The following is a 22048-nucleotide window of genomic DNA, read 5'->3' on the forward strand; positions in this document are numbered from 1 at the left end:
TGACTAACGCCTTTGTGAATTTAAGATACAATGAATTTTAATTAATTTTAGTCTTTATAACCATGATATACTGTGATATTCATTAATCAATGTTAGTTATTACACGTTTTGCTCCTTCTCCTACAGGAGACTTGCATATTGGCGGAATTAGAACAGCGCTATTTAATTGGCTATTTGCGCAATCTCACGGTGGGAAATTTTTATTGAGAGTTGAAGACACAGATCATGATAGATTTGCAGAGAATTCATTAAATTCCATCATAGAAGGACTTTCTTGGATGAATCTTCATTGGAATGAAGAAATTGTTTATCAGTCAAAAAATGTAGATTATCACAGAAATATAGCATATGAATTATTAGAAAAGAAATTAGCTTACAAATGTTATTTAACTCAAAAAGAATTATCAGACATGAGAGAAAATAATGATTATTCTGAATTAAGAAAATATAGAGATAATATAGTAGATTTAAATACTTCTTATGTAATTAGATTTAAGATGCCTTTAGAGGGAAAAATCGTTATGAAAGATTTAGTGCAAGGTGATATTGAAGTCGAATGCAAGCAATTGGAAGATTTTGTAATTTTACGACAAGATGCAAATCCAACTTATAATTTATCTTGTGCAGCAGATGATCATAAAATGAATATTACGCACATTATTAGGGGAGATGACCATATAACTAATGCTTTTAAGCAAATTTCTATATTTAATGCCATGGGGTGGAGTTTGCCAAATTATGCGCATATACCTTTAATACATAATGAATCAGGGCAAAAACTTTCAAAGAGAAATCAGGATGCTGGAATTTCTTATTATCGTGATTTAGGAATTTTACCAGAAGCTATGCTTAATTATTTACTGAGATTAGGTTGGAGCCATGGTGATGACGAAATTATTAGTATAGAAAAAGCTATCGAATGGTTTAATTTGGATAATATAGGAAAATCTGCATCTCAATTAAATATGGACAAACTTCTTCATATTAATGGAGTTTATTTGAGACAAAAAGACAATTTTGAATTATTAAATCTTCTTGATAATTATGGGCTTTCTCTTGGAGATGAAGGTCGTAATATGTTTAAGAAAGCAATGGGCGCTCTTAAAATAAGATCAAATACTCTAAATGAACTAAAAGATACAGCTCATGATTTTTTTGCAAATAGATTGCCTAGATATGGTATGGATGTACCAAATATTTCTCCTGAAGCTAGGGATTTTTTGAAAAGCTGGGATATAAATTTTGATGAAAGTGAATTGAGAAGCAAGTTAGAGAAATGTGATATAAAATTAAAAGACATTGCTCCTTTTATTAGATTTGCTTTATCAGGCAAGAAAGTATCTCCAGGAATTTTTGATATGATTCAATTCTTAGGGGAAGAATTAACTAAGTACAGAATAGACTGTGCTTTGAGACTATGATATTTAGATGCATTAAATTTCCTTTTTTTTATACTTTGTTTAATCTATTTTCCATATCAATAATTGTTCTTATGAGCTTTGTTATTAATAATTGGTATCTTGGATTTTATTCTGTTTTATCTTCTAATAAGGAAAAATTGCCGTATCTTATTATTTTATTTATAATATATAATATTATTTCTCATGCAAGTGTATCTTTGAAAGAATTTACACAATATTCAATAAGTATTAGGTGGAGAGCAAATATTATTGCTAAAATTGCAAGTAGAATTAAGCCTCATTTGATAGATATTTCTAATCCAGATCAAAGATTATGCGAGGATAGCAATGAATTTGTTTCATATTTTACAAAGCTTATATCTGACATTATTCTCAATGCAGTTTCTTTAATTGTATTTATGATTTCATTGACTAAAATTACTTCATTTGGAATAGCGTATAAATTAATTCTTGGAATGACATTGTATTCTTTGCTATGCAATCAAATCATTTCATTATATGTGAAAAAATACATCTTGAAATTAGGGGGTAAAAATGAAGGAAATGAAGCTGATTTAAGAATTAAAGTTTATGAGTTGCATCAATCTAAATCTGGATTTTCTATTGGATTAAAAAGATTAGTTGTGAAGGCTTTAAGAAAAATGTCTTTCCATCAAAAAAAATATTTTAATCATAAAACACTTATAGCATTCTTGCAGAAATTATTTGATGAAAATATAGGAATGATTTTCCCCTACATATTAATTTATTTATTTAGTTCAAAGTCTTGGAATATTGGGTTAGTGATGCAAATTGTGAATTGTTTAATGGTAATTAAATTTCGCATGATGTTTTTTAGTGAAAATATACAAGATATATATATCGCGAAAATTGGCTACTATCGTTTAAAAAGATATATCAATCATTTAATTGATCATAAAGATCAATTTCAACATGGAAGGTCTGAGAATCTTAATATAGCTTTTTGCAAAATTGAAGTGTCAAACATGATTTTATTGAATAATATAAAATTAGAAGTCAAGAAAAATGATTCTTTGTGCTTGTATGGAGAATCAGGCATAGGCAAAACAACTTTATTGAGATACATTAATAACTCTATGAAAAATATAGAAGGGTTAGTAAGCTATCCTGGAAAAATGATTTGTCTTTGTTTGGGTAATCTGAAAAATTATTTAATATCTAGAGATAGATATGAAGATCATTTTTCTCAAGGAGAATTGCAAAAAGAATGCATTTCTTGCTTGATTGAAGAAAAGCCAGATTGGATTGTTTGGGATGAATTTTGCTTGGGATTATCTCAAGAAAGCAGAAAGAGAGAGTTTTTTAGATTGAAAAATAGTTTGAAGAATATTGGATTGGTAATTTTGACGCAAGATAAATTAGATTTTTGTGATAAGTCAATTCATTTAGAGAGGTTTGCATGATTATTTATAGATTTTTGCCTTTTTTATACATTTCATCTTATGTTGTTATATTGTTCTTTGTGAAGCAATTGCAATTAGATTCTAGCTTAAAAGCATTAAGTAGGTTTATGGTTTCATTTATTGTTTTGTCTCCATTATTTATTATTAATCGAGATAAATTAAAAACAAAAAATCACAAGATATATTTTATCAGAGCTGTAATTGCATGTTGCGCTGTACTTTTGACATATAGAGTTTATAGCGTGTTGCCATTTACTAGCGCTACTTCAATTTCTTTGAGTGAGCCTTTGTTTAGCGCTTTATTATCTTTTTTAATATTGCGTGAGCAGATTTCATCAAGAAAATGGATTATGCTTCTTATTGGGTATATAGGAGTGTTAGTTTCAATGTGGCCAATAGATTTTGCAAATAAATATTTAGTTATGCAGGGGTTATTGATTTTGGCCAATATTGTGGTTTCTTTTAATAGCGTGATTATGAAAAAATTGAGCACAAATGAAGACACAGTTACAGTTTTGTTTTATTCATATATTTATATAATTCCTTTGCTTTGGATGGTAAATGCTTTTATGGGAAATAATTTGTGTTGCAGTGAAGTTTTTACTTATCAAAATATGAAAATATTAATTCCTATAGGTGTTTTAGGGGGATTAAATAATATATTGATGATTTTTTCTTTAAAGAAATTGCCGGTATCAACATTTACATCTGCTCAATATTTCAGGATTTTCCTTGCCACTGCTTTTAGTATATTTATTGGAGAGTGCATTTCAATCAAAGAGATTGTTGGAAGTATAATTATTGTTGTAAGTTCAGCTTTTATGTAATTGATTTAATCTGTATTATAATAATCTCTGTTATTAGATTAGATATAATTAACTGCAAAAACTCTTCTGTTAAATGCTTTAGCTTAGTTTTGATGTAATTGATTGTATAAATATTGTATTATTAGGTTATATTTTGCCTAAACTCCATTTTCCATTTTCTTCTTGCCATATTTTTCCTTTTGCTTCAGATCTAGGTGGATTCCATAGTATATTTTCTACACTTTCATAAGAATCTGATGCATGATGGAAGTAAATATAAGTGTCAAATTTCATATTTTCTATTTTTTTAGTGCTTATTACTATGGTTTGATCTTGCAAGTTAGGGTCATTTTCATCTCCATGAGGTAGAAATCTTCTGCTTTTCCAGAATGCATCATTCAGCATATTCATATCTTCTTCATTCTTTACAATTAAAAGAATGGATCTATCATGTTTGTATAATTTATAAACCAACTCGAATATATTTTTAACAGAATGATCTGGAGAGCAAAAATAAGTAATCATCTTTTATCTAGCATATTTTTAAATACAACAATAAACAATGCTCCAGCAGATAAAGATACAACTGTAGTAGAAACAATCCAATTTGTTAAATATGTAGAATTTTTATGAAAACTATATATGTTTATCAAAACAAAAGAAAATTCACTTACCTGAGACAACAATAAACTAGCCTCTAAAGCAAGTATGTCTTTCCATCCTAGCAATTTTAAGCTAGACATATTTATAAATAGTTTTATTGCAGTAACAGCGCAAACAATTGCAAATATAGATAACATGTTGTTCATAATAAATACTACGTCAAATAATATTCCTACATATATGAAAAATGACATCATTAGTATTCCGCTCAATGGGGCAGAAAAAGCTAGAAGTGAATTTTTTGGCCCTATATTCCCAAGTATAAATCCACATAAGAAAGCTCCATATACTCCAGATAATCCTAAATACTCTGATATAGCAGCAAAGCTAAAACATGCAGCAACTGATATTAATGCATTAATCTCTGAAATTTTAAATATCCAAGAGTTGAAGAATTTATGAACTATTCTTGGTTGAGATTTGCTCAAAAGAATAACTGTCCCAACCATACTTACGATAGATATAATAATTTTTATGAATAGCGTATGCATAGATTGATGAAATACTAAGCTTTTTAATATCATGATCATGGGAGCTAATGTTAAATCTTGAGCAATTAATATGCTAATCACTAGAGATTGAACTGGGGTGTTGATTTCATTAAAATTTTCCATAATTTTAATCGCTACTGCAGTACTACTTAAAGCAATCATACATGTTATTAATGCAACTGTTGTTGCGTCTAAACAGAAAAAATAAGACAATAACAAGCTTATTAGTATTCCAAAAATAATTTGAGCTGAAACGCAATACATTGCTGTTTTCCATACTTTTTTGAATTCATATACATTTAATTTAAGACCAACCGTGAAAAGCATGATTAGCATTCCATAATCACCTATAATGCCTATTAATTCTGGATTTGTAATCCATTGCAATGTGTAGGGGCCTAATAATACTCCAGTTAAAATATATCCCAAAATAGGTGGTTGTTTTAATCTTATAAATAACAATGCCATAACTGTGCAAACAGTAAGCACGATGGAAATTTGATTAATTTCAGCGAAGCCCATAAAACCATTATGTATGCATATTGAATAAAAGTAAAATTTATATATTTTTTACATAAAATTTGTATATTTACAATTAGAAAGTTAGAGAATATTTTTAAATTAATCTTGAAATATGTTCTCCTAGAGTATAATGTATGTTTGTGTTTTCTTTGAAAAAAGCAATTGAAATAGTAGTAAGTTCAGTTAAAAAATTATTTTTTGGATCAAATCAGTTTTTGCTGAATAAAATGTGGAAAGTAGTTGATCAAATAGATCATATAAATCTTTCCGATTTGAGCGATAAAGATTTGTCTGGCATGACATTTGTGCTGAAAGAAAGATTGAAAAATGGCGAGTCGATAGATGATATTTTAGTGGATGCCTTTGCTGTTGTACGTGAAGCTGCCCATAGAGTATTAAATGAACGTCCTTATAGAGTTCAGCTTTTAGGTGGAATTGCTCTTCACAAAGGAATGATTTCAGAAATGAAGACAGGAGAGGGAAAAACCCTAACTTCTGCTCTTCCTGCATATTTAAATGCTTTAACTGGTGAAGGTGTTCATATTGTTACAGTTAATGATTATCTTGCAGAAAGAGATTCTAAATTAATTGGAAAGATTTTTAATTTTCTTGGTTTGTCTGTTGGTTGCGTTGCAAATCATATGGGTGATGAAGCAAGAAAGCAGCAATATGATTGTGATATAACTTATATTACCAATAATGAATTAGGGTTTGATTATTTGAGAGATAATCTAAAAATGAGCCCTGATCAAGTTTGCCAAAGAGGTCTTCATTGCGCCATTGTTGATGAAATTGACAATATATTAATCGATGAAGCAAGAACCCCTTTAATTATTTCAGGGTCATCAGAAGAAACTTCTGGATTGTATATGTGGATTCAAAGCATTGTTTCTCAACTTGACGAAGCTCATTACGAAAAAGATGAAAAAAATCATACAGTTACTTTAAATGAAGATGGAATACAAAAAATAGAAAATATTATGCGTCAAGAGGGTGTTTTAGATGATGATCAGACAATTTATGATTCTCAACACATTATTTTAATACATCATATCAATCAAGCGTTGAAGGCAAATGCTTTATTCATAAAAAATGTGCATTATATGGTAAGCGATAATAAAGTTAATATTATTGATGAATTTACTGGACGAATCATGCATGGAAGAAGATATTCTGATGGACTTCACCAAGCTATTGAAGCAAAAGAATCGGTTGAAATACAAGAAGAAAATCAAACTCTTGCATCTATTACTTTTCAAAGATTATTTAGATTATATGGAAAGTTATGCGGTATGACAGGTACTGCATCAACTGAAACAGAAGAATTTGAGAAAATTTATAATTTGAATATTGCAGTGATTCCAACCAATAAAACAATTGCTAGAATTGATCATGAAGATGAAATTTACGGAACTATGAAAGAAAAAATCAATGCTGTTATTTCTCTTGTTAAAAAATGTCACGCCAAAGCGCAGCCAGTTTTACTTGGAACAAGCAGTGTGGAGAAATCTCAGATATTTGCGGATGCCTTAACTGAGCATGGAATTATGCATAGAGTTTTGAATGCCAAGAATCATGCCAATGAAGCTAAAATTATTGCTAATGCTGGTAAGTTAGGTCATGTTACAGTTGTTACAAATATGGCTGGAAGAGGAACTGATATTAAATTGGGAGGAAATCCTAAAATATTAATTGAAGATTTGACAAAAGATTTGGATGATGAAGAGCAAATTTCAGAAATTTCCAATCATGTAAATGAGCAATCTGAAAAAGAGAGAGAAGAGGTCTTAAAAGTTGGTGGATTGTTTGTAGTTGGAACAGAAAGACATGAGAGCAGAAGAATAGATAATCAATTAAGGGGAAGATCTGGACGTCAAGGAGATATAGGGGAGTCTAAATTTTTCCTTTCTTTAGAAGATGATTTGATGAGAATTTTTGCTTCTGGAAATCTAAAGCAATGGCTTAAGAGATTTGGATTAAAAGAGGGTGAGAAAATCACTAGCAAAATGATCACAAAAGCAATTTCAAAAGCTCAAAAGAGAGTTGAGGCTCATAACTTTGACATAAGGCAACAAATGAAAAAATATGCCGATGTGAAAGAAGATCAAATGTCTTACATATATTTATATAGAAATGAGATATTATCTAGTTTTAACTTTGATATGTTAATAGATATTTCAAACAGAGTGATTGACAATGCTATGGAAAAGTTTTTATCTGATGAAAATTGGAATGAATCTGGATTATCTGAATACTTGCAATCAGTTTGCGGGATTAATATAGATATTGCTAGCGCTGTAAAAGATACACAAGCTAACTCTTCGTTGATTTCTAATTATGTAAAGGAGAATCTAAGAGTTCATTTGAGTCAATTTGAAAATGATGAAGATATGATAAGTTTTAGCAGAGTTTGCGCTTTAAATGCAATTGATGATCAATGGAGATCTCATGTTCAGGCATTGGATTATTTGAGACAGGGTATCAACTTGAAAAGTTATGGGCAAAAAGATCCTCTTATTGAGTATAAAAAAGACGCCTTTGCTATGTTTGAGAAAATTTGGCCATCTATTTATGAGAATTCATTGCAAAACTTGACTAATAAAACAAGTCATCCCAGCTTGCTTGACGAAGAGTATTAACTTAAAATCCAAAGCATTCTAAAGTGCACTTCTTAATGAAAAAAGTTTAGTTTATTGAAATTATAATATTTGCTGTAAAGAAGATTAGTTATAATTAAGCTGTATTTTCCTATAGAATTTAATTGCATTTTGAAGTAATGTATATTATTTGCAAGCTCATTATAAAATTTAAATTTCATGATTTTTGAAATATAATTTTTGAAATCTCAAAAATGCATGGTCAATAAAATCTAAATAATTCACGGAAAATTTATTTTATCAATAAATAATTTCATGAAATAAAAAAATAAGATAAATAATATTTGAAATAAAAAATAAGCGAATAATATAGAAATCATTTCATGAAAAAATGAAAACAATCTTATGTTTAATTATATCAAGCAAGTAGCATGCAAATATATTCTATTTTTCTTAAATTGATAATGGATATCAGATAATTCTCATGTTGCATCTAAGATTCAATTAATTTTTATGAGCTTAGATTGAAAATGATTATGCGCAAAAAGATTGGAATAATATAGTAGAGCGCACAAATAATAGAATGAGATTTAGATGAATTGAAATCTTTTGAATATAGCAATATATTCAACTATAATATTTTAACAATATAACATATATTAAATTTTGAGAATTTACTGAGATTTTTTTTAAGTTCATGTTTATGATATTAGTAAGTTTATATTTTAATGCTTCTTCTTTAATTCTACTATGAAAAATATGTGTTATATATAATCTGTAGATGAGGCAATAGAAGTTGAATTTACTTTAGCTTTCTGACATTGCGTATGAAGCTAGATCTTAAGCATTAAGAGTGAAAAATTAAGAAATAACTAGAAAAATAATTTTAATTTATATCGATAGCAGAATCAATAAAATCAATAAAATCAATAAAATCAATAAAATCAATAAAATCAATAAAATCAATAAAATCAATAAAATCAATAAAATCAATAAAATCAATTGATAATCTAGAAAATTAGAATGCAATATAAATTATAATTGAACATATACAAACTAACATTATTTTTTTGTTAGATTGGCATTGCGCTGAACGTGTTTGTAAATTAAGAGTTTTTGCAAGATAATTTGCATATTATTGTTGATTTAAGTATATAAATTTTAAATAATAAATCTATTGATAAAGAATAGAATAATTGCTATTAAAAAATATATAATTTTCTTAAATAGCAGAAGAAGTGTAAAATTTCTGAGAGAGAGGTGTGATTTTCTTAGAATAGCCTTAAAATAGATTTAATTTAAAATACAAAGCGATATTTATAAAATAAAATCATTTTTAGTGAATTTTGTAATTTTCGTAGGATTTTTTATAAAAGTGCAATCTAGTAGGATTGGCATATAAGTTGTTCCCAATAAAATAAAATCATTTTTAGTGAATTTTGTAATTTTCATAGGATCTTTTGTAAAAATATAATTTAGTAGAGTTGGGAGCATTAGTTGCTCTCAATGAAATAAAATCATTCTTGGTAAAATACAATATAATTATTCCTGATGAAGTATAAATTTTTTAAATATCAAATCATTTCTTAAAAAACGCATATCCTGCTCGAAGAAATATAAATTTATTAAGCTTTTTTATAACAATTGATAATATCGACCTCAAGAAAGTCATTTTAGAATATGAAAAAAGTTTATCTCAAAATGCAAAGCAATTATTTGCAAAACAATATCTAATGAATTCTTATTATAATTTAGAATTACATTATTTTTTAGTGTAGAGTTAATTTAAAAATTAAGCTTTTTTAGCTTGTTTTTTAAGATACTTTTGCAATTTTCTTTTTTGCTCTTTTGCATCTACTGTCAATTTTCTATTTTTTGCATTTAGAAGGAATTGATCAAAACCACCATACTTGGTCATTGTTCTCTCACCACGGTGAGAAATCAAGATTTTAATTTCTTTTTTTCTTATTTCACTCACAACATTTTTGGAGTGAAGGTTAGGCAAGAAGAGTCTTTTTGTTTTATTGTTCGCATGGCTAACATTGTGTCCATGTTGTACTCTATGTCCTGTTACTAAACAAATACGCATACTAGAATAGTATATTAATTATCAAAAAAAGCAAATAGATTGAATTAAAAAAAATTTAAAGTTTAATTGATAGCCAATGAAAATCACAAATAAACAGATTGATAGCAATTTCTAGTTATGCGCTTTAATGAAAACTGCATTGATGGAGACGCGCACTATAAGCTGACATAGGGTAGGATTATATCTAGATATATGAGCATTATCCCAGAGATTTATAGGCTTTGGAATTTCTTGTAGATACTGGAGGAATAGATAGAGGTATGGCTGGCTTTATAATTGACATTTTAGCCATATTTGGAATTATGCTTGAAGTCATTGGAATCATGCTTGAAGTCATTGGAATCATGCTTGTAGATGGTGATTGATTGTCTTCTCCCAAATTAATTTTATGCTTGAAATTTGCATTGAGTTTGATTTGCATGGAAGTTGCAGAAAAGAAAATAGATTGAGCTAAAAAGATTGAACTAAAAGTTTTTAAAGATGCAATCAAAAACCAATGACTGTTATTTATGAATGAAATTTATTATGCACATGCGCAAAATTATCGGCAACATTATGTAAATTATAGGCAATATTATTCAAACTGTTCCTATTCATGAAATTGGCTTGAAATTGCTAAAAGCAAATAGAATGAATGAAATTTTTAAATTTAGGTTGTTGATTTATGAAATTTTCAAATAAGAAAACAGGCTGCTAAATTTTTTAATTAACTTGATTGAAAAATGAATTTAATGATTAAGATGTATTTATCATTAAATTGCATGCAAATTACTTAAAAAACAAATAGGCGGATTATACGCCCTCTTGAAACCCTCCATCAGTTAATATATTTCCTATGTACTGAATGCGCTTGTTATCTTCCAGTTTTTCATGAAAAAGCCTCACGCTAATTCTTCCATCAATATATATACATATCTCTGCTCTATATGCATTGTTGCACATCAATCTCCCTGCTTGTTTATCAATTAGTTTATTTTTCATAGGCTGTTTATTTTTATATAAATGATATGAATCATCCCCTCTTAGAAGTGCGTATTCTTTTGTAAATGGGAGCTTTGTTCCTTTTTCAATTAACATTGTATTCTTATCATTTTTTATTTCAAAATCAAATGGCAAAGCATGGCTGAATCTATTGTATAATTCATCGACTTTCTTAGCTTTTTCTTTCATTTCATCAAATTGCTTTTTATTGCGTTTTTCTAATTTAGCATCTTTCTTTTTTAGCTCTTCAATCTTCTGATCTTGCTCTTGTTTAGTTGATTTTGAAAGTTTGCTAATTGCATCAAATTGCTCTTGATTGCGTTTTTCTAATTCAGCATCTTTCTTTTTTAGCTCTTCAATCTTCTGATCTTGCTCTTGTTTAGTTGATTTTGAAAGTTTGCTCATTGCATCAAATTGCTCTTTATTACGCTTTTCTAATGCAGCATCTTTCTTTTTTAGCTCTTCAATCTTCTGATCTTGCTCTTGTTTAGTTGATTTTGAAAGTTTGCTCATTGCATCAAATTGCTCTTTATTACGCTTTTCTAATGCAGCATTTTTCCTTTTCAACTCTTCAATTCTCTGATCTTGCTCTTGATTGCGTTTTTCTGATTCAGAATCTTTCTTAATCAATGATAAAATAAGATTGTTAGTTACAGTTTGATATGAAAGTTGATAATCCTTATTCATTTGTATTTCTAGTTGATTCCATGATATGTCTTGCTCATTTTGCAATAAAATTCTGCGAATATTCTCATCTTGCTCAGAGAAATCTATGTAATGTTGTATGAATTCGCTTAATAATGCATTAGAATATTTTTGCGCTTCATCAATCATAGTTGAAGATTGCGCAATTCTTATATTTGCCTCTTCTGCTAAAAATGAACTTTTTATGGAATTGAATTCGTCGTCCTGTTCTTTGGCTGTTCTATTTCGATCTAGAGTGGAATATTCTGCTGTATATGATAAATATTTATTTAGTAGAATGACAAATTGATGAATTTGATTTCTTTCGATATAAAGTCTGTGACATTCTTCTCCAACTATTTTTCTTAATGTTCGTTCGTTAATTGAGCAAATTTCCATTAGATAAGAAACAATTTGATTGTTTTCATTTAAGAATTCATCAGATAATTCAATATAGAATTTGTCATATTCTGCATTTATCATTGCTCTTTCTGCCGCTTCTAATTGCTCAGTTCTGCTTTCTTGTGATTTGTCAGCACTTTCGCATTTATATGTAGAGGTCACTTCATCTGTTTCAGATTCTGCGTCATTAAATTTCATTTCATCCAATAATGCATTTAATTGTTTCTGGGTTGCTATATCTGTGGTTCTAGATGCGATAGAAAGCAATGCTGCAATTTGCTTTGATGGAATATCTTTTGGATCAATGACAGATCCAGTTTCGCTATCAGTATGCAAGTCATGGTAAATCCCTGCTTGTTCGCTAATATCACTATTTTGGCATGGCGCAACGGAACATGTGCTTGACTGAGATAGAGGATTTAGACTTGGGCTTAATCCCATATGCCCAGCATTTTCACCGCCTGATACAATGCATTGAGCTATGCATAAGCAAAGTATTTTTGTTTTCACAAATCACCCCTTTTCTTTTTTACTGTTTTATATATATTTGAGTGAATAGTCAAGCAATTTTATCCTTTGAATTATATTGTAGTTGAAATAATAAATTAGAATTCTGACAATCCATATAATTTACTTTAAATTCATTCTATTTTTCATCTATTTATAAATAGAAATTGATTTAAATTAGAGGGAAACTTTTTCTAGATCAATTGCCTTTCTTGCCAAACTGATTATGCTGTCAAATAGATGAGAGATTAAATAAATATTGAGAATTTCAACAGCAATTTTCATTTCGTTGAGAGAGCTGAATGTTGAAAAAGTATAAATTTTTCATTAATGGGAATTAGATTTTATGGATTTGCAAAGTATTTTTTATGCTAATGAGTCAGATTCAATCAAATTTTTGATCTTTTCTTTCCAATGCGATAAATCGCTTTTTGCTAATACAAAATCTCCAACTCCTTCACCAGGATGCCCAATGCCAAGTCTGATTCTGTGATAATTTTGACCAATTGAGCTTGTAATGCTTTTCAATCCATTGTGCCCACCAGAGCCTCCACCTTCTTTGAATCTGATTTCTCCATCTTTAAGATTTAATTCATCATGAATTATTAATATTTCTTCCGGCTTACATTTATTTTTGCTTATATAAGATAAAACAGCTAATCCAGAAGCATTCATATAAGTAGACGGCTTCATCATATTGAAAGTTTGATTTTTTGAAATTAAAAAGTTTGATTTTTTATCTGATGTAAAATCGCTTAAATTGCGAATTTCTTTTAGAATATCTAGAAAAATAAATCCAAGATTATGTCTTGTATTATCATATCTAGTTCCAATATTTCCAAGTCCGACTATTAATTTATAATTATCAAACTTCATTTGCTTCATTATTCCTTAGGTTTTGAAGGAGCAATAATGTTTGCAAGGGTATCATTCTCAGTTAACCTAAGAACTTGAATGTCAGTAGGAATTTCTAGATCTTTCAATCTTATTACATCGCCAATTGCGCTATTTTTCAAATCAAAATTGATCGCAGAAGGGATGTTGTCAGAGCTAACAACAGCTTTAATTCCCTTTGTCAAAACATTCAAAATTCCTCCTAATTTAATTCCAGGAGATATTTCTTTATTTTTGAATGATATAGGAAGAGTAACTGTCATTTTTCTGTTAGGCTCTATAGCAAATAAATCTATATGAAGCGGCTTTCCACTCAATGGATGGTATTGCACATCCTTAATTAGCGCTTTGTATGATTTATTATTTAATGAAAAATCCAATTGAGATATCATTGCGTTTGGTTGAGTAAGCATGTGCTTAGCACTTTTGTAATCAATAGAAGCGTGTTCATGGCTATTTTTTGAATACAATACAACAGGAACTTTTTCCTGCTTTCTTGCTTCTTTTGCAGCTTTGCTTCCTATATTTCTAGAAAAAAGATTTATATTCATAATATATATAATTTAACTCTTATTATTGTAAATTTCAATGCTGATGAATCAATGAAAATCATTATCGTGCATTTATCAGTAAATAAGAGTGAAAATTTAAAATAATTAACAAGCAAACAAAGCTAATCAATAAATAAATTAGTTGAAAAAATTAATTGAAACAAATTTCGATTGGAGTATCGAAATTTCTGACAAGGCGAACAACCGGTCTCGAACCGGCGACCTCTAAAGCCACAATCTAGCGCTCTAACCAACTGAGCTATGCCCGCCATCAACATAAGAATACAAAACAAATTTATGAATGACAAGTATATTATGAATGATAAGTGAATTTTGAATAATTTAAAAATTTATGAATGATAGATGCATTTTGATAAATGCATTTTGATAATTTAAAATTTAAAGTTAAATAATTTTCAAAGTTAAATAATTTAAAAATGTTAAAAAAATTAATTTTATGCTAATATGATCTCCATGAAGAAAATTGTAGTTCTAGTTGGGCCTTCCGGATCTGGAAAAACCTCGTTGGCTAATGCTCTTTCTTCAAAAGGTTTTTATAAACCCGTTACTTGCACCACTAGGTGTAAGAGACATAACGAAAAAAATGGGATTGATTACTTCTTTATTTCAGAGGAAGAATTCATTAACAAAAAGTACAATCAAGAATTAGTTGATTACGATTATGTTTTTGGAACTTGGTATGGAGTTGAAAGGGCAGAATTTCAAAAAAATGATAGCAATATCGTGATGCCTGCAACTTTTAAAGGGGTGTCGAATTTAAAATCTCATTTTGATAATGTTAGGTCTGTTTTTCTTAATCCTCCTAATGAAAATGTTTTAATGGAGAGAATGAGAGAGAGAATGATGTGTGAAAAATTGATAAATGACAGAATTCTAAATATTCGAGATGAAATGCGCAATATGGAGAAATGTGATTATGTAATTTCTACTGATCAAGATTTAGATGCATCATGCACAGATTTAGAAAGGATCTTATGTTTGAAAAATTTTTAAAAAGATACAAGTTGTATAAAAATTCTGAGCATTATTTGAGAAATAATATAATTTTAGCTCTTGGAGCTGTGAGCGCTGCAGTTTATGCGCTATGTTTTCACACTTTAATATACTGGTTGGCAGATTTGGAAGTTTCAGCGAAATCTCTTGGATTTGTCAGTCTTGGATATGTTGTAAGTGCGCTGAAAATTTTCTGGATTCCAATTTTTGAGAAATTTGATGTACCGTATTTGAAGAATTTCCTAGACAGACGAGCGTCATGGATTTTTCTTTGCATATTTATATCCGGTATTTTAATATCGATTGTGAGTTTTTTGCATCCTTTGCAAGATACTTACTATTTTGCAACATGCATTGCATTGTCTTTTTGTTGTTTTAATATAATGGATACATTATTGAGAGCTCAAATATTGAAACTAGCCACAGATGATAAAGATCAGACAACCATTGTTGGATTAGGGGCATTTGGTTTCAGAACAAGCATGTATGTATGCATTAATATATATTACTTACTTTATGCACAGTTCGGAATTTCATGGGAAAGCATATATAGAACTTCAGGAATTCTTATTATTTTTACTTCATTCTTATTATTTTTACTTCCAAAAGTAACTGAATTAAGCAAAGTAAAATCATTTAAAGAGCTTTTGGTTGTTCCATATCAGGCATTTTTGCAAAAACATAGAAAATATATTGTAAGTTTAATTGGATTTATGGTTTTCTTTAGATTGCAAGATAGATTGATTGCTCCTGTGTTTTATAAATTTATTACAAGTTTGAAACCAGTAAGCGTGTTTAGTTTTATTCCAGATATAGGAATTAGAACTATTTTCTCATCTTATAAATTTATAAGTGGACCTGTTATGGCAGTAAGTTTATTATTTAGTGTTAGATTTTTAAGAAAACACAGCTATAGATCAAATGCTATTACAAGTGTGATTATACATTCATTAAGTTGTTTGCCTTTAGTATTTTTAAGTATGCAAAAAAATCATATGGCATTATTTATAATTCTGACTCTATTTATTGAAAAGATAGCAAGAAGTTTTGCAAGCAATGTTTACTATATGTATCAAGCAAAGTTTTGTGATAAAGAGCATGCTGCAGGTCAAATTGCCATGCTTACTCTTATTGAATCTGTTGCAGGTGCGATTCTTGGAATTTCCTCAGGATATATAGCGCATTATCTAAATTGGACTGCGTTATTTATAGTGGCTACATTTATTAGCTTGCCTGTTTTATTCTTTATTAGAGGATTGCCAAAAGATTTGAATGATGCTTTAGGATCAAAAGCAGCATCTAAGAAATAAGCATAATTCAATTGCAGGAAAATATTTTATTGAATGCAATTTTGTTACATCGCTTTTATTTAGTTTTTAGTTTTTAGTTTTTAGTTTTTAGTTTTTAGTTTTTAGTTTTTAGTTTTTAGTTTTTAGTTTTTAGTTTTTAGTTTTTAGTTTTAACTTTTAACTTTTAACTTTTAACTTTTAACTTTTAACTTTTAACTTTTAACTTTTAACTTTTAACTTTTAACTTTTAACTTTTAACTTTTAACTTTTAACTTTTAACTTTTAACTTTTAACTTTTAACTTTTAACTTTTAACTTTTAACTTTTAACTTTTAACTTTTAACTTTTAACTTTTAACTAAAAGTGCGCAAAATTGCTTTGATAATTTTGTATAAATATCACAATGAATTTTTGTTTGAATTATTTAAGAAGATCTTCTCTTTTGATATTTTTCATCAATTCATTCCATTCGTTTTTACTCATATTAGTATCTTCTTGATTAATATTTTCATTATTTGACAATGCTTGAACAATTTTTATTCCGTCTTTCGATAAAGAAATTTGATTATAATTGTCAAAAGCTTCATAAGTAAATGGAACCCATGCTTTTAGTATGTTTTTAATTGCAATTGCATATTCTCTTATTTCAAATTGTGCATGACTAGAACTACGTAATTTAATAAATCTTAATAGGTTGTTTAAATCTATTTTCCAGTAAAATTGAGTGTATAAATTAGTTGGAAGAACTCCTCGAGCAACTTCTCTAGCAACTTCATCTTCAATTAATTCTTGATACGCTTTATAAGAATCTTCATTGATTTGATTTATTTTTTCTTGAGATTTCTTTTGAATTGATTGATCAATATGTCCTCCTCTAGCTTGTTTATTACTCATATTTTGTCCTGTAATATGATTCATTTCAGGTAAGTAAAAATCACTTTCCATCTCTGAATATCTTGCAGAATACTCATTAACATTTGCTGTTCTATGCCTTAACCATTGGCGGGCAACAAATATAGGAGCTTTAATATGCAACTTTATTTCACACATTTCGAATACAGAAGTATGTTCATTGCGTAGAAGATATTTAATAAGGCTTTTATCATTGCTAACAGACTTAGTTCCTTTTCCATATGAAATACGAGCTGCCTGAACAATAGCAGCATCATCTCCCATATAATCTATAACTCTGATGAATCCTTTGTCTAGTATTTTAGTTTCTTGACCAATAATTTTTTCCAAGCTTTCAACGCAAATTCTTTTTGTTTCCATGTAGAAATTAAAACATGAAATGCTATCTATCGATAGATTATCAATGCTAATTCTTGGTTATATATTTGTCATTCAGGTAATTAGAGAAATATAGCAGATAGAGTCATTAGAAAAAACAATTTTTTAAAGCTTATTATTCATTTAAACTGAACCATTATTGATCTAAATTGAATTAATTTTATTGTTTCGACAAAAGATTAGGAAAGGTTTCTCATAAAATATGCTCTAAGGCTAAATTTTTGAACTCTTTCCCTCTTGATTGAAAATTTTCATATGAATCAAATGACTGAAATCCAGGGGAAAAAATTACTACTTCATCTTTCATCTTTTTTTGCAAATTTTTTATTGCATCTTCAAGGTTTTCATAAACAGAGCAGGGGATATTCATGTTAGTAAAAATTGAATTTAATTCATGGCGATTTTCACCAACAAGAAATGCATGTTTAATATTTTGGACTGGAATGCTTTTTAATGCATATTTAGATATTTCAGATTTTTTTCCTCCAGCAATCCAAAAGATATTTTTATGTTTTTTGGTTAAATAATTAGAGCATTCTAAATTTGTACTTTTGCTATCATTTATTATTAATGGATTTGAATTTATTATTTCCTGTCTGTGTTCTAGCAATTGAAATGCTTTGCATGCATTTATTATATTTTGATCAGAAATTTCAAGCTCTCTGCATATTTGATACGCAGCAATTAATGACTCTTTAGAAATATGACAAAATTGAGACAATTCATCTGGAATAGAATAATTTATTGTATTTTGGCGTGTAATTTTTAGATTATCTAAGGCATTCTTCATATTTCTTAAAACATCTTCACCGATAAATATTTTCTCAGATAAATCAGAAATATTTAACTTTGCATCACAATATTCTTGATAGGAATTATAAAATTCTAAGTGATGAGGCCTGATATTTAGAATTGCTCCTATGTCTAGCTTTATTTTTGTTATTTCTAGCTGAAAAGATGACAATTCAATTATAGGAATTTCATTATCTTGAAGTTCATTTAGCCCAATTCCAATATTCCCCACAGCTCTTGATGGAATTCCATTGAAATTTAATATATGCGCAATTAATGACACTGTAGTCGATTTTCCAAATGATCCAGTGCATCCAATTCTGATTTTTTTATTCTTTGAAAATTTAAAAAACACATCTATTTCATGTGTGATATTATTTTTTTTAACAAGATTTAGAAATTTGTGATATCTAATTCCAGGGCTTAAAACAATTTTATCTACTTTATGTTGATTTGCATCGAATAAGTTATATTTTGATTTCAATATCAAATCTTGCTTATCTTCTTGATCATCCCATATATAAAATTCTTGATTATTTTTTTTCAGAATCTTAGCGCATGATTGATTTGATACTCCAAATCCTAATAGCAAATAATTCATATTATGAACAATATTATAAGTGCATTCACAAGAATTGCAAAACAAACAAATAGTTTGGTAATGTTTTTTTCTTTCATATAATGTTCGAAATGATGATGAATTGGGGTAGTGATAAATATTTTTCGTTTAAATAATTTTATTGATATCATTTGCACGATAACAGACATAGCCTCTAGAACGAATACTATTCCAGCAAGTGTTAGAATCCATTCTTGTCCAATTAACAAGTAATTAATTGCAATAAATGCCCCTAATGACATAGATCCAACATCTCCCATAAATATTCTAGCTGGATTGCGATTAAATTGCAGGAACGAAAATATTGCAACAAATATTATTGCGTTGATCATTAGATCTGTTGATGGTCCAAATTTAATAAAGTGCATAATTGAAAATGATGTAATTGTGATCAATGAGCATGATGCGGCCAATCCATCTAGTCCATCTGTTAAGTTAACAGCATTTGCAGTTCCGTTGATAACAAATGTCCACCATATTATAGACAAATAACTTATATCTAGATTTTGCTTAAAAGCATAAAGAGTGAGCAATGAAGTTAAAATTTGCAAGATAAATTTATGAGAAGCTTTGATTCCTTTGTTGTTTTTTCTTATTATTTTCAATGCATCATCTAATAATCCTATGAACCCAAATAGTGTAGTTAATATTATAATTAAATAATGATTAGCATTTAAATGAAGAAATTTGCTTAAATATAAAGAAGATAATATAAATGATGTTAAAAAAATCATTCCTCCCATGGTAGGTGTATTTTTTTTATGATTATGTTTGATGTATTTAGAAATAGGTTGTGAAAATTTACCTCTAATAATTTTTATATAAGCGCTAGTGAAGAAAAACACTGAGTAACATGTGAAAATTAGAACGTTAGTTATGTTAGTTATTAATTTTAATTCAGTGTTCATAAAATCTGTGTTCATAAAATATGAAGATGAGTTTAAAGCAATTAATCCTATAAGCATTGATAAATATAACTTAGTTTTTCTCGTTTGATTAATAAACGCCATTCCAAGATAGTTGGTTAGAAGTTGTAATTTAAATGCCATAATGATCCTCAAGATATTTAGATATTAGCTTTACATCAGTAGAATTGCTACCTTTTAGCAATATTACTGCACCTTCTTCCATAATTCCTTCCAAATATTTACATAACTCTTCATAGTAATTAAATATTTTTCCTTTTGATGTTTTCCAAATATCTCCCAATAAAAGAAGATGATCTACATCATAATCAGCATGGTGATATTGTTCCGCATAATCTCCCAGCTCTTTCATTTCTCCAAGCACAGCAATTTTCTTGCCAGGAAATTTCATTAACTGTTTTATAGATGCTTGCAATGATATGGGATTGCAATTAAAACTTCCATCAATCATAGAGAAATTGATGTTGTCTTTATTCAATTTCACTATATTGTTTCTTCCTTTTGACGGGGAATAATTTTTTATATTATTGCTTGCATTGATTAAATTTTCCATTTTTGCAATTTTCATAATAGGAAATGCATTTTGCTCGTATATATCATCATTTTGTTGAGAAATTTGATTAGAAAGATTGGCAGGACAATATTTTTCGCATATCTCAGGAAAAAAAGCATACTTACTAGTGTATTGCAAAAGTTGAGATTTCTCTTCAGCTATATGTTCTATATCTCTAAAATGTTCAATATGTCCTGCACCTATTGAAGTTATAATGGAGTAGTGTGGTTTTATTATTCGAGCCAACTCCTCCATCTCTCCTGGATGACTTGTTCCTGCTTCTAATATTAAATAATCAGGAATATTTTGAATATTACATATAGTTAGAGCTAATCCATAAATTGTATTATAACTTTCTGGAGATGCTAACACTTTTCTCTCTGAAAATGCAAATTTCATCTGTTCTTTTGTTGATGTTTTGCCTGCTGTTCCAGTTATTGCAATTACAGTAGAATTTAATTGATTTCTTACATTTTTAGTTAGTTTTATCATATATTCTTCTACGTTATTCACATAAATCACATGATCATTTGGTATATTAACTGGCTTTGAAGCTACAATATATTTAAACCCATTATAAATTGCATTTTGTGCAAAATCATGTCCATCATAATGATTTCCTTGTATGCAAAAAAACAAATCAGCTTTTTTTCGACTATCTAAGGAAATTCCAGAAATTGAATCATCAATCTGAAAAGTTTTAAGCATTATGTCATTGTTAATAAGTTTCATAATATTTACTAATGTAGGCTTGGCAGGATTTGAACCTGCGACAACACCGTTATAAGCGATGTGTTCTAACCCCTGAACTACAAGCCCTCCAAAAGATCTTAAGGCATAAATCGAATAGTATCAAGTTGCATGGTTGTGTAAATATATATTATTCTATTGTAATGACATGGACATGCGGTAGAAGCAGAAAATTAAAAAATAATTTAGCAAAGAATTGTGAGAAAAATATTTGCAATAATGAAAATATAAGAGATGTAATAAATAATATTCCTAAAGAAAAGAAATTATGTTTAGATATTGGATTTGGCTCTGGAGCAAGTGTTATGCAGACTTTGAAGGATGAAAATACCGTAGTTGTGGGTTGTGAGATTTTTAAGCCAGCTATTTTGCAAACTCTCATGAGTGTTAATGATAATTCTAAAGTATTTTTATTTATGTCTTTTATTGATGACTTGATAAAGAAAATCCCATCTTGCTCATTTGATGAAATTAAGATGTTATGCCCAGATCCATGGCCAAAGTATAAGCATCGCATGAGAAGGTGTTATAATATTTATAATTTTGATTTGAAAATTGCTAGAATTCTAAAAGGAAAAGGAAAGTTTATTATGGCCTCAGATATAAGTGAAATGACGCTTAATATGGTGAAATTATTTGATAGCCCTATATTTAACATTGAATGTAATAAATATACTGATTATGATTCTTGTCCACATAAAACTGATTATTGCAGAAAAGGATTCAGAGCAGGAAGAGATGTGAATGAAATGATTTCTATCAAGGCTATTTAATGGAAAAAATT

18 protein-coding genes and 2 tRNA genes are annotated in these 22048 nt (G+C 28.5%); 8 read left to right on the forward strand and 12 right to left on the reverse strand.

Annotated features, from left to right (window positions below; genetic code table 11):
* The first annotated feature begins 89 nt into the window (after positions 1-89).
* The 3 genes from gltX to FZC35_RS00350 are packed head-to-tail and all read left to right on the forward strand — an operon-like array spanning position 90 to position 3672.
* Positions 90-1421, forward strand: coding sequence for a glutamate--tRNA ligase (gene gltX, locus FZC35_RS00340; protein WP_148980685.1), 1332 nt, complete (start codon positions 90-92; stop codon positions 1419-1421).
* On the forward strand, positions 1418-2845 hold the full coding sequence (locus FZC35_RS00345) for an ATP-binding cassette domain-containing protein (RefSeq protein WP_148980686.1): 1428 nt from the start codon (positions 1418-1420) through the stop codon (positions 2843-2845). The genes gltX and FZC35_RS00345 overlap by 4 nt, the downstream gene beginning before the upstream one ends.
* Positions 2842-3672 carry a DMT family transporter gene (locus FZC35_RS00350; protein WP_148980687.1) on the forward strand — a complete coding sequence of 277 codons (831 nt, stop codon included), beginning with the start codon at positions 2842-2844 and terminating at the stop codon, positions 3670-3672. Before FZC35_RS00345 ends, FZC35_RS00350 begins: the two co-directional genes overlap by 4 nt.
* Positions 3673-3798: 126 nt before the next feature.
* On the opposite strand, the gene FZC35_RS00355 is transcribed toward FZC35_RS00350, so the two are convergent.
* Both FZC35_RS00355 and FZC35_RS00360 read right to left on the reverse strand, forming a co-directional pair.
* Positions 3799-4176, reverse strand: coding sequence for a DNA polymerase III subunit chi (locus FZC35_RS00355; protein ID WP_148980688.1), 378 nt, complete (start codon positions 4174-4176; stop codon positions 3799-3801).
* Positions 4173-5327: a cation:proton antiporter domain-containing protein gene (locus FZC35_RS00360; protein ID WP_148980689.1), complete on the reverse strand. Its 1155-nt coding sequence runs from the start codon at positions 5325-5327 to the stop codon at positions 4173-4175. The genes FZC35_RS00355 and FZC35_RS00360 overlap by 4 nt, the downstream gene beginning before the upstream one ends.
* A 134-nt stretch (positions 5328-5461) precedes the next feature.
* Here FZC35_RS00360 and secA point away from each other — a divergent pair, with 134 nt between their 5' ends.
* Positions 5462-7966, forward strand: coding sequence for a preprotein translocase subunit SecA (gene secA, locus FZC35_RS00365; protein ID WP_148980690.1), 2505 nt, complete (start codon positions 5462-5464; stop codon positions 7964-7966).
* A gap of 1750 nt (positions 7967-9716) precedes the next feature.
* Here secA and rpmB read toward each other — a convergent pair.
* Positions 9717-10013: a 50S ribosomal protein L28 gene (rpmB, locus tag FZC35_RS00370; RefSeq protein WP_148980691.1), complete on the reverse strand. Its 297-nt coding sequence runs from the start codon at positions 10011-10013 to the stop codon at positions 9717-9719.
* Positions 10014-10234: 221 nt separating this feature from the next.
* Here rpmB and FZC35_RS02875 point away from each other — a divergent pair, with 221 nt between their 5' ends.
* Positions 10235-10378: a hypothetical protein gene (locus FZC35_RS02875; RefSeq protein WP_172618976.1), complete on the forward strand. Its 144-nt coding sequence runs from the start codon at positions 10235-10237 to the stop codon at positions 10376-10378.
* Between the two features lie 427 nt (positions 10379-10805).
* On the opposite strand, the gene FZC35_RS00375 is transcribed toward FZC35_RS02875, so the two are convergent.
* The 4 genes from FZC35_RS00375 to FZC35_RS00390 form a co-directional block, all read right to left on the reverse strand.
* On the reverse strand, positions 10806-12590 hold the full coding sequence (locus FZC35_RS00375; protein WP_148980692.1) for a hypothetical protein: 1785 nt from the start codon (positions 12588-12590) through the stop codon (positions 10806-10808).
* Positions 12591-12953: 363 nt separating this feature from the next.
* The gene (gene pth, locus FZC35_RS00380) at positions 12954-13463 is read right to left on the reverse strand and encodes an aminoacyl-tRNA hydrolase (RefSeq protein WP_172618977.1); all 510 of its coding nucleotides are present in this window, start codon (positions 13461-13463) and stop codon (positions 12954-12956) included.
* A gap of 8 nt (positions 13464-13471) precedes the next feature.
* The gene (locus tag FZC35_RS00385; protein WP_148980694.1) at positions 13472-14032 is read right to left on the reverse strand and encodes a 50S ribosomal protein L25; all 561 of its coding nucleotides are present in this window, start codon (positions 14030-14032) and stop codon (positions 13472-13474) included.
* 195 nt (positions 14033-14227) lie between these two features.
* Positions 14228-14301 (reverse strand) — tRNA-His (locus FZC35_RS00390).
* A gap of 205 nt (positions 14302-14506) precedes the next feature.
* Between FZC35_RS00390 and FZC35_RS00395 the strand changes: the two genes are divergently transcribed.
* Positions 14507-15046, forward strand: a complete 540-nt coding sequence (locus tag FZC35_RS00395) for a guanylate kinase (RefSeq protein ID WP_172618978.1) — start codon at positions 14507-14509, stop codon at positions 15044-15046.
* A complete protein-coding gene (locus FZC35_RS00400; protein ID WP_148980696.1) occupies positions 15028-16356 on the forward strand; it encodes an MFS transporter in 1329 nt (442 codons plus the stop codon). Before FZC35_RS00395 ends, FZC35_RS00400 begins: the two co-directional genes overlap by 19 nt.
* 398 nt (positions 16357-16754) lie before the next feature.
* On the opposite strand, the gene thyX is transcribed toward FZC35_RS00400, so the two are convergent.
* From thyX to FZC35_RS00425, 5 genes are all read right to left on the reverse strand, one after another.
* Complete coding sequence (gene thyX, locus FZC35_RS00405; RefSeq protein WP_148980697.1) at positions 16755-17606, reverse strand: FAD-dependent thymidylate synthase; 852 nt, start codon at positions 17604-17606, stop codon at positions 16755-16757.
* Positions 17607-17817: 211 nt separating this feature from the next.
* Positions 17818-19017: a UDP-N-acetylmuramoyl-L-alanine--D-glutamate ligase gene (gene murD / locus FZC35_RS00410; protein ID WP_148980698.1), complete on the reverse strand. Its 1200-nt coding sequence runs from the start codon at positions 19015-19017 to the stop codon at positions 17818-17820.
* Complete coding sequence (locus FZC35_RS00415; RefSeq protein WP_148980699.1) at positions 19014-20084, reverse strand: phospho-N-acetylmuramoyl-pentapeptide-transferase; 1071 nt, start codon at positions 20082-20084, stop codon at positions 19014-19016. The genes murD and FZC35_RS00415 overlap by 4 nt, the downstream gene beginning before the upstream one ends.
* Complete coding sequence (locus FZC35_RS00420) at positions 20074-21246, reverse strand: UDP-N-acetylmuramoyl-tripeptide--D-alanyl-D-alanine ligase (protein WP_148980700.1); 1173 nt, start codon at positions 21244-21246, stop codon at positions 20074-20076. The genes FZC35_RS00415 and FZC35_RS00420 overlap by 11 nt, the downstream gene beginning before the upstream one ends.
* A 14-nt stretch (positions 21247-21260) precedes the next feature.
* Positions 21261-21333 (reverse strand) — tRNA-Ile (locus FZC35_RS00425).
* A 74-nt stretch (positions 21334-21407) separates the two neighbouring features.
* Between FZC35_RS00425 and FZC35_RS00430 the strand changes: the two genes are divergently transcribed.
* The gene (locus tag FZC35_RS00430; RefSeq protein ID WP_148980701.1) at positions 21408-22037 is read left to right on the forward strand and encodes a class I SAM-dependent methyltransferase; all 630 of its coding nucleotides are present in this window, start codon (positions 21408-21410) and stop codon (positions 22035-22037) included.
* Positions 22038-22048: the final 11 nt, after the last annotated feature.

Origin of the sequence: Candidatus Cytomitobacter indipagum (genome assembly GCF_008189285.1) — a bacterium.
Lineage (GTDB): Bacteria > Pseudomonadota > Alphaproteobacteria > CAJXXZ01 > 1604HC > Cytomitobacter > Cytomitobacter indipagum.

Excerpts from the sequence above, each read along its gene's own strand:
- FZC35_RS00385 (WP_148980694.1), bottom strand. The coding sequence starts at position 14,032 with ATGAATATAAATCTTTTTTCTAGAAATATAGGAAGCAAAGCTGCAAAA.
- FZC35_RS00400 (WP_148980696.1), top strand. The coding sequence starts at position 15,028 with ATGTTTGAAAAATTTTTAAAAAGATACAAGTTGTATAAAAATTCTGAG.
- FZC35_RS00345 (WP_148980686.1), top strand. The coding sequence starts at position 1,418 with ATGATATTTAGATGCATTAAATTTCCTTTTTTTTATACTTTGTTTAAT.
- rpmB (WP_148980691.1), bottom strand. The coding sequence starts at position 10,013 with ATGCGTATTTGTTTAGTAACAGGACATAGAGTACAACATGGACACAAT.
- FZC35_RS00395 (WP_172618978.1), top strand. The coding sequence starts at position 14,507 with ATGAAGAAAATTGTAGTTCTAGTTGGGCCTTCCGGATCTGGAAAAACC.
- FZC35_RS00355 (WP_148980688.1), bottom strand. The coding sequence starts at position 4,176 with ATGATTACTTATTTTTGCTCTCCAGATCATTCTGTTAAAAATATATTC.
- secA (WP_148980690.1), top strand. The coding sequence starts at position 5,462 with ATGTTTGTGTTTTCTTTGAAAAAAGCAATTGAAATAGTAGTAAGTTCA.
- FZC35_RS00360 (WP_148980689.1), bottom strand. The coding sequence starts at position 5,327 with ATGGGCTTCGCTGAAATTAATCAAATTTCCATCGTGCTTACTGTTTGC.
- FZC35_RS00350 (WP_148980687.1), top strand. The coding sequence starts at position 2,842 with ATGATTATTTATAGATTTTTGCCTTTTTTATACATTTCATCTTATGTT.
- FZC35_RS00415 (WP_148980699.1), bottom strand. The coding sequence starts at position 20,084 with ATGGCATTTAAATTACAACTTCTAACCAACTATCTTGGAATGGCGTTT.
- gltX (WP_148980685.1), top strand. The coding sequence starts at position 90 with ATGTTAGTTATTACACGTTTTGCTCCTTCTCCTACAGGAGACTTGCAT.
- thyX (WP_148980697.1), bottom strand. The coding sequence starts at position 17,606 with ATGGAAACAAAAAGAATTTGCGTTGAAAGCTTGGAAAAAATTATTGGT.
- murD (WP_148980698.1), bottom strand. The coding sequence starts at position 19,017 with ATGAATTATTTGCTATTAGGATTTGGAGTATCAAATCAATCATGCGCT.
- FZC35_RS00430 (WP_148980701.1), top strand. The coding sequence starts at position 21,408 with ATGACATGGACATGCGGTAGAAGCAGAAAATTAAAAAATAATTTAGCA.
- FZC35_RS00420 (WP_148980700.1), bottom strand. The coding sequence starts at position 21,246 with ATGAAACTTATTAACAATGACATAATGCTTAAAACTTTTCAGATTGAT.
- pth (WP_172618977.1), bottom strand. The coding sequence starts at position 13,463 with ATGAAGTTTGATAATTATAAATTAATAGTCGGACTTGGAAATATTGGA.